We start from the raw sequence: 16,990 nt of genomic DNA, 5'->3' as shown, positions 1-16,990 counted from the left end.
AAAACAAAATGAGGCTTTCGCCTCATTTGATTAATTCCAGCAATTTTTCTTCATTTTTTCTCGTTGTTTTTTCCAGGATTTCTCCTGTTTTTTTGTCTGCTGTTATTTTCCCTTTTTTTAATACTACTATCCTGTCTGTTTTTTCTATTTCACTTACATCATGACTGGCTAAGATTATTGTTTTTCCTTTTTGACTTAATTCTTCCATTATTTCATATATCTTCATTTTCGTTTCTATATCCACTCCATTTGTCGGTTCATCAAGTAAATATATTTCCGCTTCTTTTATTAATGCCCTTGCAAGGTTTAATCTCCTTTTCATCCCCTCTTCTCCTTTCGATGAGTTATATTTCTATTTTACTACTCATCGAAGTTTTTTTTAGGAGGTCATTTTTCCCTTTTTCCTCTGGAAGAGGCAAAAGATTTTACCATATGCATTATTTTACCATACCAAGAAGGGGGTTTTTATTTATTCAAAAATTTTATGGTCTCTTCATTTTAACAAATATACAGATTTCATCCAATCAATTTTTAATCCTTTCCATGTCCTCACAATATAAAATGTAATCTCTGCATTTTCCGGATATCTTATTTTTTTGAGTTCTTCTTTCTTTATTTCTTTATTTATTATATTACCTTTAGAATCTAAATCATAAGATACCAATATTTCATTTAAAAGATATACAATATATCCCCTCTTAACTTTTTTAATATTTATTTCAGCACCACCATTTATATTTAAAATATTTTCAATATCTTCATCTAGGTGAATATAATATTCTCTCATAAACTTTTCTGATTTTTCAGGGTCTAAAATATATTTTTTTCTTTCTTCGATCATTTTATTTAAATATGCTTTAAAAGCATCTTCGATAGTATTTGAAGAAAGAGTATTATCATTAAGAAGAGTATCATAATATATTTTGGTATAATACATAGTATCATAATATTTTCTTAATATATATAATGGATTAAAATATATATTGTATATAAATATTATTAAGAAATATAATAAAACTCCTAATATTAAATAAAAAAATATTTTAAATAAAATATTATGGTTTTTCATACCAAACATAATATGTTCCCCCATTTATGTAATTTAAATAAATTTCCTTTGCTATTAAACATAATTTTGAAGGTTTATTATAATTTGGAGAATCTTTTATATCAAGATTTTCTTTAGTTATAACAGTTCCATCGAGTTTTTCTCTAGTTTCTATTGTACCATTATCATTGTATTTATATTTTGTTTTTCCTTTAACAGTTACTCTTAAACTACTGTAATTTCGTTCAGCCACTGCAAAAAGTTTTTTCCAACTTTTTTTCCAATTTCCATTCTTATCAGAAACATAATGTATAACATATACCTTTTTTAATGTATAATGTCTTGCTTCTTCCGTTAATGTTTCAGTTATTTCAAAATTACTTCTAAGATAAGAAATAAAATCTCCAGTATATTGAATATATTCAATTATATTTCTTAATTTTGAAGCAATGGAATTTACAATTTTATTTGTAGCTATATTTAATAATGTATTTAAAGTTGCATTAAATATTCTTCTTGACATTTCTCCATCAGTATATCCAGTTTGTGAAGTATCAATTCTATATCCATAAGTATATCGTCCTGGATCTATTTGATCATATAAAGAAATATTATTATTTTTATTTTTTACATTAAGATAATCTTCAAAAGTAAATACTTTATTTAGTGAAAATGATTCTTTTGTATGACTAATATTATTATAATAATATATTTTATTTGTAGAAACTTTTTGTCCATTAGAGTTTTTAATAGAGTAAATTTTTTCATCTTTTATTTCAAATGTATAATCTATATTACCTTTATTATCAAATATTTCCTGTTTTACTAATTCTCCATTTTCAAAATAGTTTTTAAACACCAAAATACCATCTTTAGTATAATATTCCGAGGTTTTAATATTAACATCTTCTTTTAAAAAATTTTCTAGTTCTTTGTTATTTTCAATATTTTTTTCTTGCTTTTCTATATTAGTACAGGATATAAAAAATATACTAATAAAAATTATTAAAATATATACTCTCACCACTTTCTTCATCCCATCACCTCGATCTTCTTTAAATTTATAATTTTTTATAAAATTCTGGCACCAGAACAACTCAGCCGACTGAGAAATGAAAATCTTTTTGATAAATATCTGCTTAAATATATTTAAGTAATATTTTTTAACCATGCATGAGTGTAATTCAAAATTATTTTTTAAATTTATATCAGGTATTATATGTAATTTATTTAATAATATTATAGGCAAATATCGTGAATTTTATAACTTAATAATCCATGGTAAAACTCAATAAATGTATAATTTTTATATTATGTTACTGTATAATTAAAAGATATTATTTTTACTTATTTATTTCACAATAATTATATCAAAAAAAAGATGTCAATATATAATGTAAAATTCAAGTAAAATTACAATCAATTTTTCTTTTCCTAAATTCAATAAATTTACATATTTATTATATCACTTGATATATTTTTAGTGTTATTTTTTTATTTAATTTTGATGACAATAATAATCTCATGCGATTTTTCTTCATTTTTTCTCATTGGTGTATTATGAATTTTTTTATTGTTTTCATGATTTCACCTATTATTGCATATTATTTTAATATTTTGGTTCATATTTCCTGAAGAATCTATATCCTATTGTGAATATTAACATTGTGATTGCCATTGGTATTATTATTCTCCACAATCCCACGTATATTACAAACTCTATCCCTTTTGAGCTTATTAATTTTTTTGTCATTAAATATACGTAGTTTAATGGATGATATATTTTGTTGTATCTTGGCAATAGGAAATATGTGTATATTACAAATAACGATACCATTATTGAGAATAGGTTGTTTTTTACTATTGTATATATCATCATTCCCAGTATTGCTGTAAATAATATCGCTATTTCATAGTTTATATATATTACTATTGTCATTATTAAATCTTTTATTTCCGGTTTTCCTATTATTGTTATGTAATAGTAGCTGAAAATTATCAGGTTATATATACTGTATATTGTTGTTATCCATAGTAACGCTATGGCTTTTTTGCTGTAGAATTTTAATCTGCTGTTTTTCATGAATATGTATGTGTATAATCGGCTTTCTGTTGTTTCATGCAGTATTTTTATTCCAAATATTATTGTTATTAGCTGTATTAATCCTAAGAAGTTCCACATCCCTCCAAAGTATTTTGCTGCTATATATGACATTTCTGGTTGTCCATAATATGATCTTGCTATTAGATATACTATTCCTTTGGCTTTTATTGTTGAGAAGAAGTAATATATTATTAGCGATGATAGAAAGAATTTGTCTTTTTTTATTTTTTGTAGTTCCGCTTTAATCATTTTTTCCATCTCCCGAGGATATTTTTATGAATGTTTTTTCCAGTATTGATGTGTTTTTTTCTATGTCTTTTATTTTTATCCCTTCCTGTTTTAATTTTTCCAGCGTTTCCATTATGTTGTCGCTTTTTATTATCGCTTTTCCATCTTCTATTCGGTATTCCAGCCATTCTGGATATCTTTTTGCCTCTGCGTCTATTATATATTCATTCTGTTTATCAAAGTCTTCTCTTGACATTATTTTCTGTATTTTTCCATCGTATAATATTCCCACTCTATCTGCCATTTCTTTTGCTTCTGATAATACGTGTGTGCTTATTATTATCCCTTTTCCTCTTTCTTTTAATTCTTCCATTAATTTCATGAAGTTTTTTCTTTCTATTGGATCCAGTCCTTCTGTTGGTTCGTCGAATATGTATATATCCGGATCTATCATTAATAATAACGATACTGCCAGTCTTTTTTTCATTCCCGTGGAATATTTACCTACTTTTTTCTTTGCATGTTGCTGTATTCCTGTTATTTTTAAATATTTATCCATTTCTTCTTTTGTAACTTTTTTATATATACTTGAACTAATATATTTCATATTTTCATACGCATTCATGGTTTTTATGAACTGTGGTTCTTCTACAAAGCCCAGTAAATATTTCCCTTCTTTTATTTTTATTTCTCCTTCATCGGGATTATATACTTTTGTTAATATATAAAACAGTGTGGATTTCCCTGCTCCATTTTCCCCTAATATTACAAACTTTTCCCCTTCTTTTACGTCAAAATCCACGCCTTTTAATACTTCTTTTTCTTTGAAGCTCTTTTTTATCCCTTTTACTTCTATCATTTTTTCACCACCGTTCTTTACTCAATTTTTAATTCATAAATTTCAAATACAGAATAGTTCTTTCCATCTTTCTTTTCCGTTTTGTTTAATGCTCCATAATAATATTTATCTCTCATTTTAAAGAACCATATTGGTTTATCTGTTATTTCTGTTATCTCTCCTGTTTCGAGATTAACTTTGTAATTTTTTCCTTCGTCTATAAATATTTCTGTATTATCCATTAAATCAGAATCCAGTAAAAGTGCATTTTTCACATTTTTTACAAGAAATGCTCCTTCTTTTCTTTCTAATTCTTTTTTCCAGATTATTTTAAAATTATTATCTATTATTTCACCCATTACCAATTTCATAATATCCTCTTCATCTATTTCTATTAATACTTTTTTATTCTTATATACAAAATATGAATATTCAATCTTTCCTTCTTTTAATAATGGATATATTTCTTCCATGTTTATATCCTCTACTTTTCCGCTTTCAAGATCATATCTTTTTATATTTATCTTTCCTCCGTAATTCCCAAAATATGTATATTTTCCATCCTGATATATATAAATATAATATTCCATATCTGAAAATGCCTTTTCATCTTTTTTTAGAAGTTTATATGTCTTTGCATCAAAGGTATGTTTTAGTTTTATGTATTTACTATTTGATCCAAAGAATGACGATACGCTTTTTTCTGGTATGCTTTCAAATATATATAATTTATCCTTATACTCTGCTATTTCAAGATCACCTGAAAAATCCCTTAATGTAATTAACTCCTTATACCATTTAAGATTTTTATCAACCACCATTATTTTTCTTTCAGACTCATTTACTCCTAAACTTATTATTAATCTATCCTTTAGTTCTTTATCAATTATTACTATTCCAGATTTTACTCCTAAATTTAATTTTTTGTTGAATATATATTCATTATCCTTTTTTATATATTCATTTATCTCCATATCTCCATTTTTTCCATTCCCACATATTATCCAGAATTTATCTTCAAAATTAAAGGTTGTTATAAATGTCACACTTGTAAGTTCTCCGATTTCGTATAATGCAGGAGCTTCTTTTTTTATTATTTGTTCTGTATTATCTCTTAATGAATATATTCGTATTTTAAAATCCTTTCCAATTGCTACAAACGGCGTGATTATTACTTCATTTTTTGCAAATGTTGTGAGAAATTTTGATGGTTTTTTGGTATTTTCTATTTCTATCTCTATTTTCTTTATCATTTTTAAACTATCAGAAAACAACGAGATCGTTAGTGTCAATATAAATAAAATGATTAATCCTCTTCTTTTCATTTTCTCATCCCCCTATTTTTAATTTTTCTAATCCTATTTTTGTTAAATCACAAGAAATACTTCTACTATTGCTTTTTGTTAATAATTCATACGGACATCCTCCGCCGCATATATTTCTCAATTCGCATATTCCACAATCTTCTTCTATTTTTTTTACTACCTTTTTATAAAACTCCTTTTTGTTGTTGATAAATTCTTCCCACTTCATTCCCACTTCTCCAAGTTCATACTCTTTTTCCCCGGTAAATCTCTGACATGGATATATCTTTCCATCTATATCTATTGATACTATCCCCAACCCCGCTCCACATGGATATTTCTTTATTTCTCCTTTTTTTATCGTTTCCCATAATCCACTTATATTTAATGGAATAAATCTTTTATCTTTTTCTTCTATTATTTCTTCCACTTCTTCATATAATTTTTTCTTTTCTTCTTCTGTCCATTCTTTTGTATATGGATAGGATGCTACTGCAAATGAATATCCGCTTAAATTTTTTTCTTCTATAAAATGTCTTGCTATTTTTTTTATTTCTATTTCCTGATTTGTTACTGTTGCTCTAACGTTTAACTTTTTTCTTTTTTTCATTATTAACTCTATATTTTCCGATACCTTTTCATGTGATCCCTTTCCACCTACAAATGGCCTTTGAAAGTTTTGAATACTTTCACATCCATCCATACTCATCATCATTGAAAATTTTTCTTTTATTAAAAATTCTATTATTTCTTCATTCATTATTGTTCCATTTGTGGTTATTGAATATACAACCTTTTTGTTATATTTCTTTCCCAACTCTTTTGATAATGCAACGCTTTCTTTTATTTTTTCAAATTCAAGCAACGGTTCTCCACCAAAATACGTTATTGTTATTTTTTTCTTTTTTGTATTTGAAAATATATATTCCAGACTTTCTTTTATTAATTCCATTTTCATACTTTCTGGTTTTTCCTTATGAGCATAACAGTATATACATTCAAGATTACATGCTTTTGTTATATTTAATATAATATTTGATGGTTCAAATATTATTTCAGAATTATAGAATTTTTCACTTTCTTCTACTTTTTTATTTATTGCTTCTTTTAATATTTTTATATCTTCATCTACTTCTTCAGATTTTGCATCTTCAGTAAAATGTTTATATGCTTCATCATCGAGTTCTATTAATGTTACACTTTCCAGATCAAGAGCATATTTTTTATCGTTGTTGTCATATATTTTCCATTTCATCTTAAATCCCCTTTCCTTTCTCCTGTTATATATTTTTTGGTATAATATACACGTAAATATATATAGAAAATAGATTCTATCTAACTACTCAGAAAATTCAATTTGGATTTGAGGATTGATTGAATCTGTTTTATATTCATCATCATTATCTCCAGCAAAAACAATGTTTGCTGACATTAGTAGTAAAATAACAAATAAGGTTATTATTTTTTTCATTTTTTAAATCCTTCCCCCCTTTTATGTGTTTTATTTTTCAAGACACTAATATTTTACCAATTCTAACATGGTTTTCAAGTGTTTTTTCTAAAATAGAAATCCTCTTTTTATCAATGTTTTAGGATTTGCATTTGTTAATTTTATTATTAATCCATTTTCGTTATTTTATTGTAACAATCTAAAAAATAATTTTATAGCGATTATAAGAATCTAATACATTTATTTTTTTTGAGAATTATTACGAATTAAATAACAAAAATAGATGTAAAAAAAGAGTTACAAATTATTTGAGGTGTTTTTAATGAAAAAAGAAATTTCTCTAAAATCGATAATTGATATTATAAATTTTGGTTATTATTCCCATCCTCTAATTAATTTTTTGAGTTTAAACATATCAGATGTTTCTGTACAATATTATTTTTTATTGTTAAAATCAAAATGGAAAAAAGATTTGAAATCCGCAATATTTTATGCGAATAAAGTTATTGCAACAACAACAACAACAACAACAATATTAAAAGAATTAGCAAGATTTGAACTTATTTCTTTGTACCATAAAACAGGAAAATATAAAATTGCAAAAAGGGAATTTGCAATTTTAAAAAAACGTCTAAGTAATATACCGGTATATGCAAGATGTTTAATACTCCCTGGATTAAATTTGCTTAATAAAACCTATAATATAATTGATAATTTTAAAGTCTATTCAGAAAACTATGTTGAAAATGATTTAGATAAAGCAGTTTTTTTATATTCTAATGCAAGAATTTTTATCAAAAGGGAAGAATACTATAAAGCATATGAATTATTTATAGAAGGATATAATCTTGCAAAAGATTTTCCTCATCCTACAATGATGTGTAATGGTTTAAATGGTGCTGCATGGTGGATAAGAAAAGTAGATAAAAAGAAAGCTTTGATTGCTGCTGATTTATTAGAGTATTATATTGGTTATTATTTTGAGGATTTATCTAAAATATATAACTGGTTTGATACGATTTTTGAGGCAAAATATCTTAATAACGATATAACGATATTTGATATGTCAAATATCGTTATTAAATTAAATAAGAACAATAAGGTTAAAATAAAAAAGAAATTTTTTCATTTTATCCATGACTTTACTGCATCAACTTATAATATAACCGACGAATTAAAAAAATATATTTTAAAATATGCTGATTTAAAAATAAAAAAAGGAATTATAAATTCAAAAAGCTTACTAAAAATCATAAATTCAAGAAAAGTAAATTATACTTCCAGAAAACCTTATGCTATAAAAAATGAATTGTATAAATTACATCAAAAAAAATTGTTTAATCATTCTATAGAAAAATTAAAAAACAAAAAAGAAACAAAAATCCCCCTATTATTCTTCTCAACATATACAGCATTAATAGAAAAACCATTTTTTACAAAGAGTCATATTTTGAAATTGATTTTTGAAGGTAATAAAGATAAAATCATTAAATTCTTCTCTGCTAATTATGAGAAGATGTATTTTTTTAATGTTATGATGAGTGATTTTGATTTGAAGAAAGCTGAAAGAAGATTATTGAATTCTGAAGAATTTGAAGATACAGCATATAATATTTCACCATTTTATTTAGCAAGAAAAAAACTCATCACTGAGCTTTTTAAGAAAACAAAGAACTTTAAGGAATTTGTTTTTAATTATTTTAAGCTCAGTGATGAGGAAATGAGAATATTTGATGTGTTTTTAAGAAATTGCGTTCGATACGATATTAAATGGCCCATTACTCCTTATCCAAAAGGAAAGGTTCGTGATTTTGCCCTTAAATATGGTTTAGGTTATAAGCGTGTTGCTCTTGGTTATTACTCTTTTGAAGATGATGAAAGAGCTTTGATTGATGAGATTATTGAGAGGTTTTTAAAATAACCCTTCCAGAAATTCTGGAAGGATTATTTTTATTGAATTATCTTAATTCACTTTCGATGGACTTTCAAAGTTTGTTTTTATAAACCACACATTGATTTTTACTCCATCTATTTCTTCTATTTCATGTTTGAAATCTTCTATTGCTTCTGAATATATCACAAGCCAGCCTTCTTTTAAGCCACTTCTTTTTAAATATTCCACTAATTGCTTTTTCGATTTTTCATATTCATTTCCTGTTAGATTTGCTTTTATTTCTATTAGATATTCTCTATTATTTAGATTTATTAATAAATCTATCCTTCCTCCTCCTACCTGTGTTTCTGGATATACCTTTCCTTCTGCTGCTTCTACATATAAGCTTAAGAATTGGTCTAAGTTATATTGATATACTCCTTCATAATAATTCCTTCCTTTAAACATTATCGCTCCTCTTAATTTGATATATTCTGTATATCTTTCGAGTAATTTATTTAAATCAAGACTTCCGTCTTTTTTTATGTATGGCTTTATTGTATCATTTATTGTTGCCATATAGTTTTTTTCTCCGTTTATTTCCGGCATAAATCTTGTATATAACGCTTTGTAGTATAATGGTACTCTTACACAGCATTTACCTCCACAATTATCTATTACTCCGTGTTGATATAGAAAATTTATTCTTTTATCGTATATTGAAAATTTTACTTTTCCAGGCTCAAATAGTATTTTCATTATTAATTCCTTTTCTTTTTCTGCTTTATGCAATATATTGGCTATATTTTTATCAATATAGACATACATATAATCTTCAAGTGTCTTTTCAAAATGCTCCACTGTTATAATCTTTTCACCAGGAGCTTTTTTAGTAACTAAATCATATGCAAGACCATTGGTTAGTCCAGGTTGCCCTGCTGCGTTATGCCATATTAATTCTTTTACTTTTTCATCGAATATTTGCCCTGTTTCTTTTTCATGTTGGCTTAATAAATCATATACCTGTTCTTTTGTAAAGTATGGTACTTCCATATGTTCTGCTATGTTAAATGGACTTGCATTGTCTTCCAATACTCCGCTTAAATAACTTACACTGATTAATATTACACTTCTGAGTTTATATCCATGTCTTGAATGATATATTTCTCTTATTACGTGTAGAAATTCATTCATTAATGTTTCGTTTAACCTTTCAAATTCATCTATCATTAAAATTACATCTTTTCCAAACTTTTTATTTATGTCCATTATATACTCATCTAATTCACTTATAGCTGATATTTTTTTTGGTTCAAAATCTATATCCATATTAAACTTAAAAAAATTCTTAACCTTTTTATTGAAGTTTTTTATAAACATCTCTTCTGTTTTTATTCTTCCAAAACTTTCAAATGATATAAATATTGGCAAATATTTCTCTTTTACTTTTTCTACAATATCCATCAACAATGTGGTTTTTCCACTCTGTCTTGGTGCAGATACTGTAAAATATCTCCAGTTTTCTATATGATCAAGCGCTTCTGTCATTATATCCGGTCTTTCAACATAATAACATGTTTTCTTATCAACAGGTCCTGATGTACAAAACGTCCTCATCATTCCACCTCCGCTTCAATTATACCATATTAAAACAAAATGAGGCTTTCGATTTATTTTGTTTGCCTATAAATCTCTTTATATAATATGTTATGCTATAATTTACTTGAAGTTTATTCGACGAATATTTTTTATAAAAATTCTAAAATTAAATATTCTTCAGGAAGGGGAAAATAAAATGAAAAAAAAGTTTATTATCATTTTTATGATTTTAATATCTATCAACATTGTGGCTTTTTTTTCTAAAGTTCCATCTCCTTTTAGAGTTTCTTCATATAAAAAAAATACATATGTATTTATTCTCCTGGATAAATTTTCCTGGGAAAGCAATGATGATTATTATTTTCGATTTGGATTTTCAATTGAAGATTTTAATCTTCCAAATGAAAATGGCATCTATATAAAAAAAGACTTTCAAAATATATTTGAGTTACCTATTGACCTTTTAATAACACTGGGAGGTTATTTTGATTTTTCTGCTGATTTTGGTAATTTTATTGTAAGTTTAATGAGTTATAATGCATATACTTTTTTTCATCGCCATAATTCAAAATATATAAATATTAATATTGGAACAGAGCTTGAAAATACTATTTTTTCTCTTGGACTGGAAATAAGAAAAATTTATGATGTTAATTATAATACTTTAGAAATAATGAAAGAATATGAACCTATTTATACAGGTTATGGTACTTTTTCCTTTAAACTTAATTATGAAAATTATATTACTGTAGAATTTTCAAAACCTTTTTTTTATGAAGAAGATATACCGCTTTTTGATTTACATCCTATGATTTTTATTCATTTTAATAAAAAACTCTTTATAAATAATGAAAACAATGTTGAGATTTTAACAGGAGTTAAATGGATGGAAAATTCTTTCAAAGTTAGAACTGGTTTTTTAATTAATTTATAGGTGCTTTATACATAATATTAAAGCGAGTGTGATCCAATGAAAAGAATTATCTTATTTGTAATTATAATAAAATTGTTTTATATTATTTCATTTGGAATATTTATAGATTTTCACGAGCCATTTATTGAAGAATCTTCTTTTCGTTTGGCATATGGATTATCAACTCAATCAGCGATTATAAAACTTTATTATGAATTTGATAAAAAAATAGAAGGCGGAATAATTCTTTCTAATAATGATAGCAATACTTATCAAATAACTTATTTTTTATATGGTAACCAATATACTCTTTTTAATATTCCGCTTAATATTGCAATTGGTTATGAAGATTTTGTGGAGAACGATAATATTATGAATATGTTTTCTATTATAATTGGAAGAAAAGAAGATTTTTATTCATTATACGGAGGATTAAAAATAAGTCATTTTGATTTATTATATTCATATTCTGTATATTCTGTCAAACTCGTTGAAGATTTATTTTTAAATATTGGAATATCATTTGAAAATAAATTTGAAACTTTTAATTGTTTTGTTGGTTTTTCTATTTCTGAAGAAAACAAAAGTACACAAAAATTTCAGGCATTTTTTTCTACAAATAAAATAGATAAATTCCAATATGAATCAGATATTAATTTATTCAAATAAAAAAATCGTGCGGTTTTCCGCACGATTTTTTTATTTGATTTTGGTGGAGGCGGCGGGAGTCGAACCCGCGTCCGAAAGTAGAGTAAGCCGGACGTCTCCGAGCGCAGCCTGTGTTTTGCTTTCGCCTGGCGTTCGCCCACAGGCAAGCTAACGCCAGACTATCTCCCTGAATTGTCCCCGAAATCCCGGGAGAATGGATTTCAGGTAAGGGCCAATTTTATGACGCCCTTGCTAACCGCTCGGCCCCAACGGTTAGAAGGACGGCTGCGTTATATTATATTAAGCAGCTAATGCGTAATTTTCTTCGGCAATTCTCTTTTTGACCGATTGTTTTACGTGGTTACAGTCTTCCACGGCTCGCTTTCCGACTTACTCTACCCCCGTCGAAACCGTTTCGCCCCCGATACAACGCAATATTATATCATAAATTGTTTTATTTTTCAAAGAGTTTTTTCAAATTTTCATTATATGGTGGTCTTACAACGCCTTTTTCTGTAATAATCGCTGTAATTAATTCGTTTGGTGTAACATCAAAAGCAGGATTATAAACTTTTATTTCTTCAGGAACCATTTTTGATTTATGACAATACCTAACTTCATCGTGTGATCTTTCTTCAATTGGAATTTCATTTCCAGTTGGTGTATCAAGGTCTATTGTAGATAATGGTGCTGCCACATAAAATGGGATTCCATGCTCTTTTGCAAGCACTGCAACTGAATATGTTCCTATTTTGTTTGCAGTATCTCCATTTGCAGCAATTCTATCTGCACCAACAATTACAGCATTTATTTTTCCCTGTTTCATTACCCAACCGGCCATATTATCGGAAATTAATGTTACATCAAATCCGTCTTTATATAACTCCCATACTGTAAGTCTTGCACCCTGTAGATATGGTCTTGTTTCATCAGCATATACCTTTATATCTTTTCCCATATCCCTTGCGCCTCTGATTACTCCAAGTGCCGTTCCATAATCTACTGTAGCAAGGGAGCCTGTATTACAATGGGTTAAAACGGTATCTCCATCATTTAATAACTCGCCACCAAATCTCCCCATTGTTTTATTGGCTTCTATATCTTCAAATGCAATATCAAGAGCTTCTTTTTCAATTAATTCAACAATATTTTCTTCATTTTTTATTTCATTTAGTCTTTTTTCCATTCTTTCAAGAGCCCAGAAAAGGTTTACCGCTGTAGGTCGTGTGTTGGCAAGTGTTTTTTTAACCTCTTTCATTTTTTCTTCAAATTCTGGCTTACCTATAAATTCTTTTACGCCAAGAACATATCCAAAGGCTGCAGAGGCTCCTATTGCAGGAGCACCTCTAACAACCATATCTTTAATTGATTTTGCAACTTCTTCATATGTTTTACAGGTTACATATTTTTCTTCTAATGGTAAATATCTTTGATCTATTAATATGAATTCTTCACCAGTCCATTCCATGGACATAGTTTTTAACTTGCTCATTTTTCTTCATCCTTTTCCACTTCAGCAATTACCTTTTTAGCTAATTGAACATATGGAGCTACATGTTCTGGTTTTCCAAAGTATGCTGCAGGCTTTCCGTTATCCATATTTGTTCTTATTTCTTCACTAATTGGTATTTCTGCTAAAATTGGAAGATTATATTTTTCTGCCAGACTTTTTGCACCGTTTTTACCAAATATGTAGTGCTTTGTATGGCAATTTGGACATTCAAAGTATGCCATATTTTCAACAAGTCCCAATACTTTTTTGTTCATTACTGTAAAGAAATTAATTGCTCTTTCAACATCATCTTTTGATACTTCAGAAGGTGTTGTTACTATAATTGCACCATCAAATCTTTTTAACATCTGCATTACTGTTAATGGTTCATCACCTGTTCCGGGAGGTGCATCAATAACGAGATAATCTAAGTCTTCCCATTCAATATCGTTAAAGAATTGTTTTATAGTTCCTGTTTTTATCGGACCTCTCCATACTATTGGTTTTCCTGATTCCGGTACAAATTGAGAAACTGATATAACTTTTATTCCATTTACTTCTGGCGGTAAAATCTTTTCTCCAACCTGGTATGGATGATCTTTTTCTGTTCCACCAAGCATTCTCATTACGTTTGGACCATGCATGTCAATATCCATTAATCCAACCTTTCTTCCTTCGAGAGAAAGGGCTACAGCTAAATTTACAGCTATTGTAGATTTTCCAACTCCACCTTTACCACTCATTACCATTATTATGTGTTTGATATTTTTTAAATCATCCTGATTTGGTAAATTAAATTGAATTTTTTTATCTGCCATATTATTCCTCCTCAACAATTATCTCATATGTAACTTCTGCCACACCTTTTACAGTTGCAGAAGCAGAGCAATATTTTTCCTGAGATAATTTTACTGCTCTTTCTAATTTTTCCATTGGAAGATCTTTTCCTTTAAAATAATATTTGATATTTATTTTTGTAAATGCTTTTGGATGATCTTCTTTTCTTTCTGTTTCTAATTTTACTCTTAAATCTTTATAATTTACTTTCATTTTCTTTAAAATCAATGCTACATCTATTCCTGTACATCCACCAATTCCTGCTAAGAATAATTCAAGAGCTCTTGGCCCTGTATTTGCTCCTCCAACTTCAGGCGAGGCATCTATTATTACATCGTGTCCAGAAGGTGTCTTAGCTACAAATTGCATTCCACCCATATGTTTTAATTCTAATTCCATATTTAATACCTCCTGTTTTAAATATGATTTTTTCTGTCATATATATTTATATTATACATATATTGTGATTAATTTTAAATAACATAAAAATTAAGAGTTAAAAAAACTATAAAATATTATTTTGTTGGTAAATATAAAATTTTGATGTATAATTATAAGATGAATGTTATTATCCAGGAGGTTGAAGATGAAAAGATATTTATATATTTTTATAATAATTTTATTGGCAAGTATAAACATATTTGGTTCGCCTGATACATTTCAGGTTGTTGATAAGATCCCCGTTGGCGAAAGAACCTTTCATATAGACATTTATGGGAATTATGCTACAATTTGTAATTATAGTGGAACAGCTAAAGTAGTAGATTATGTAAATGGTGACACTGTATTGTATGTGGACAACGGAATACTTTCAATTCCAATGGCGGGATATTATATTAATAATTATCTATATGTTATAGACAACGGCGACCCTTCAATAAAGGTTATTAATAAATGGGGAAGTTTGAGCAGGAAATTAAAGCTTTACGCGAGACCTATTAATATGAAATATTCAAATGATAAATTTTATATTACTACAATTAATCCTTATGGTTTATATATAATAGACAAGCAAAAGCTTAAAATCGATAATTTTTATAAATTCCCTGTACGTGCTCCTTTTATTTCAATTATAGATGATGACATTATGGTTCCTATGTATGAAAACGAAAAGGATGACATTTTAAAAACTTATAAATTGCTTTTCGATCTTTCAAAAGAAGATTTTATAATAAACTTAAAACGTATTTTGTTCCCTATTGATATTGTAAAATACAATGATTATTATTATTTAGGTGAATATTTTGAAGGTGGAATTTTTGAATTTTCTGATAATTATCAAAAAAAGATCGCACAATTTGGAAAAAATCTTACGAATATAGGAATTTTCAATGATATGATTGTAGGTAATTCCCATTACGGCGGATTGTATTTTTATTCTTTTAAAGATAAAAAGATTAGACATATCCTAAAGGATATTCCTATTGTAGATTTTGCTTATAATAAATCAAATGACTTTTTATTTGCTATTTCTCATATTACAGGAGAATTTTTTGTAATTGATAAAAACCTCAAGGTGTATGAAAAACTAAAGATTGGAGATTATCTTATAGATATAGAGGTCCCAACAGATAATATAATACTGGTATTGGATACGGAAAATAAAACTCTTAATATTATAAGAAGGTTTTAATTAAATCCAGATGTTCGTGATGAGATGCGTTTAGCATTAATAAAAATTTACTTTGGAAAATCTCAAAATCAAAATCATTTAGCATTGCTATAGGATATAATATATCTTCCTCATTTGAAAAGAAGAGATTATATTTATAGTCTATAGATTTAAATACCCTGAAATTTTTCTTGTTTTTATATAAAATCACGGGAGTTCCCAGATATAATGATAATATCCCACCATGTAATCTATCAGAAATTACAAATTCGGATTTTAACATTTCATCTATTATTTTACTTTCATCTGTTATTGGAAAATTCATATTTATTTCTTTTTCAAATTGTTCAAAAAACTCATATGCATGTATGGAATCCTGAGATTTATTAAATACTATAGGGGTAAGTCTTTCAACTTTTAAATCTTTTAGTATTTTCACTATTTTAGACCAGTTTCTTTTGTTTTTTATTACTATAGAAACATGACCTTTTTGCGGATCACGCTTAAAGATTGTATTTTTATACTTCAAAACACCTATATCCACACCATATGCAAAGTTTCTAGAATATCTTTTTGCATATCTATAACTGGTTTTATCTCTTAAAATACCATAGAGATTTTTATATTTTAGAATTTTAGGTAATCTTCTTAATGCTGATTTGTGTTTAAAATGACCAAATCCCTGTGAAAAAAATACTATATTTTTTTTATAATGTTTTGCTATGTTTATTATAAATTCATAATACCAGAAACTTCTAAGAGAAGTCTCTGTTTGAAGAAGATTCCCTCCTCCAAATATAATTAAATTACTTTGATTTATTGTTTTTATTATACCTGGAATATCAAACTTTTCCACATTTGTAATTTTAAAATTTTCTTTTTCTAACGGTTTATCAGAAATAACATATATTTCTCCTATAAAACCTGATTCTTGAAGAAGATATAATGTTGATTCAAATAACATTTCATCTCCAAGATTCCCATGACCGTAATAACCTATAAGAAAAATTTTTTTCATATTTTTCTCTCCTTAGGGATTTTTTA

At 26.9% G+C, this 16,990-nt stretch carries 16 protein-coding genes and 1 other RNA gene; 4 read left to right on the top strand and 13 right to left on the bottom strand.

Features of this window, described 5'->3' with window-relative positions; all coding sequences use genetic code 11:
- Positions 1-22: 22 nt before the first annotated feature.
- From LN42_RS08350 to LN42_RS08320, 7 genes are all read right to left on the bottom strand, one after another.
- Positions 23-322, bottom strand: coding sequence for an AAA family ATPase (locus LN42_RS08350; RefSeq protein WP_232223895.1), 300 nt, complete (start codon positions 320-322; stop codon positions 23-25).
- 171 nt (positions 323-493) lie between these two features.
- On the bottom strand, positions 494-1,078 hold the full coding sequence (locus tag LN42_RS08345) for a hypothetical protein (protein ID WP_075780680.1): 585 nt from the start codon (positions 1,076-1,078) through the stop codon (positions 494-496).
- A complete protein-coding gene (locus LN42_RS08340; RefSeq protein ID WP_075780679.1) occupies positions 1,056-2,084 on the bottom strand; it encodes a hypothetical protein in 1,029 nt (342 codons plus the stop codon). Before LN42_RS08340 ends, LN42_RS08345 begins: the two co-directional genes overlap by 23 nt.
- A 573-nt stretch (positions 2,085-2,657) precedes the next feature.
- Positions 2,658-3,401 carry a hypothetical protein gene (locus LN42_RS08335; protein WP_075780678.1) on the bottom strand — a complete coding sequence of 248 codons (744 nt, stop codon included), beginning with the start codon at positions 3,399-3,401 and terminating at the stop codon, positions 2,658-2,660.
- Positions 3,394-4,239 (bottom strand): ABC transporter ATP-binding protein, encoded by an 846-nt coding sequence (locus LN42_RS08330; RefSeq protein ID WP_014297535.1) that lies wholly within the window; start codon positions 4,237-4,239, stop codon positions 3,394-3,396. The genes LN42_RS08335 and LN42_RS08330 overlap by 8 nt, the downstream gene beginning before the upstream one ends.
- A 17-nt stretch (positions 4,240-4,256) precedes the next feature.
- Positions 4,257-5,543, bottom strand: a complete 1,287-nt coding sequence (locus LN42_RS08325; RefSeq protein WP_075780677.1) for a hypothetical protein — start codon at positions 5,541-5,543, stop codon at positions 4,257-4,259.
- Positions 5,544-5,547: 4 nt separating this feature from the next.
- Positions 5,548-6,777, bottom strand: a complete 1,230-nt coding sequence (locus LN42_RS08320; protein WP_075780676.1) for a radical SAM protein — start codon at positions 6,775-6,777, stop codon at positions 5,548-5,550.
- Between the two features lie 517 nt (positions 6,778-7,294).
- Here LN42_RS08320 and LN42_RS08315 point away from each other — a divergent pair.
- A complete protein-coding gene (locus LN42_RS08315) occupies positions 7,295-8,893 on the top strand; it encodes a hypothetical protein (RefSeq protein WP_075780675.1) in 1,599 nt (532 codons plus the stop codon).
- Positions 8,894-8,935: 42 nt separating this feature from the next.
- On the opposite strand, the gene LN42_RS08310 is transcribed toward LN42_RS08315, so the two are convergent.
- Positions 8,936-10,462, bottom strand: a complete 1,527-nt coding sequence (locus LN42_RS08310; RefSeq protein ID WP_075780674.1) for an AAA-like domain-containing protein — start codon at positions 10,460-10,462, stop codon at positions 8,936-8,938.
- A 178-nt stretch (positions 10,463-10,640) separates the two neighbouring features.
- Here LN42_RS08310 and LN42_RS08305 point away from each other — a divergent pair, with 178 nt between their 5' ends.
- Both LN42_RS08305 and LN42_RS08300 read left to right on the top strand, forming a co-directional pair.
- Positions 10,641-11,378, top strand: coding sequence for a hypothetical protein (locus tag LN42_RS08305; RefSeq protein ID WP_014297073.1), 738 nt, complete (start codon positions 10,641-10,643; stop codon positions 11,376-11,378).
- Between the two features lie 36 nt (positions 11,379-11,414).
- Positions 11,415-12,026, top strand: a complete 612-nt coding sequence (locus LN42_RS08300; RefSeq protein WP_075780673.1) for a hypothetical protein — start codon at positions 11,415-11,417, stop codon at positions 12,024-12,026.
- A 41-nt stretch (positions 12,027-12,067) separates the two neighbouring features.
- On the opposite strand, the gene ssrA is transcribed toward LN42_RS08300, so the two are convergent.
- The 4 genes from ssrA to LN42_RS08280 all read right to left on the bottom strand — a co-directional run bounded on the left by ssrA (position 12,068) and on the right by LN42_RS08280 (position 14,733).
- Positions 12,068-12,428: a transfer-messenger RNA gene (gene ssrA, locus LN42_RS08295) on the bottom strand.
- A gap of 31 nt (positions 12,429-12,459) precedes the next feature.
- The gene (gene mtnA, locus LN42_RS08290; protein WP_014297071.1) at positions 12,460-13,497 is read right to left on the bottom strand and encodes an S-methyl-5-thioribose-1-phosphate isomerase; all 1,038 of its coding nucleotides are present in this window, start codon (positions 13,495-13,497) and stop codon (positions 12,460-12,462) included.
- Positions 13,494-14,315 (bottom strand): Mrp/NBP35 family ATP-binding protein, encoded by an 822-nt coding sequence (locus LN42_RS08285; protein WP_075780672.1) that lies wholly within the window; start codon positions 14,313-14,315, stop codon positions 13,494-13,496. The genes mtnA and LN42_RS08285 overlap by 4 nt, the downstream gene beginning before the upstream one ends.
- Position 14,316: 1 nt before the next feature.
- Positions 14,317-14,733, bottom strand: a complete 417-nt coding sequence (locus tag LN42_RS08280) for an OsmC family protein (protein WP_014297069.1) — start codon at positions 14,731-14,733, stop codon at positions 14,317-14,319.
- A gap of 187 nt (positions 14,734-14,920) precedes the next feature.
- Between LN42_RS08280 and LN42_RS08275 the strand changes: the two genes are divergently transcribed.
- On the top strand, positions 14,921-15,967 hold the full coding sequence (locus tag LN42_RS08275) for a hypothetical protein (RefSeq protein WP_075780671.1): 1,047 nt from the start codon (positions 14,921-14,923) through the stop codon (positions 15,965-15,967).
- Here the strand turns inward: LN42_RS08275 and LN42_RS08270 are convergent.
- A complete protein-coding gene (locus tag LN42_RS08270; protein WP_014297067.1) occupies positions 15,951-16,964 on the bottom strand; it encodes a polysaccharide pyruvyl transferase family protein in 1,014 nt (337 codons plus the stop codon). The two genes, LN42_RS08275 and LN42_RS08270, sit on opposite strands and share 17 nt — an antisense overlap.
- Positions 16,965-16,990: the final 26 nt, after the last annotated feature.

The sequence above is a fragment of the Marinitoga sp. 1137 genome (assembly GCF_001941525.1).
Taxonomy (GTDB): Bacteria; Thermotogota; Thermotogae; order Petrotogales; family Petrotogaceae; genus Marinitoga; species Marinitoga piezophila.
This window is presented reverse-complemented; position numbering and strand designations above follow the sequence as displayed.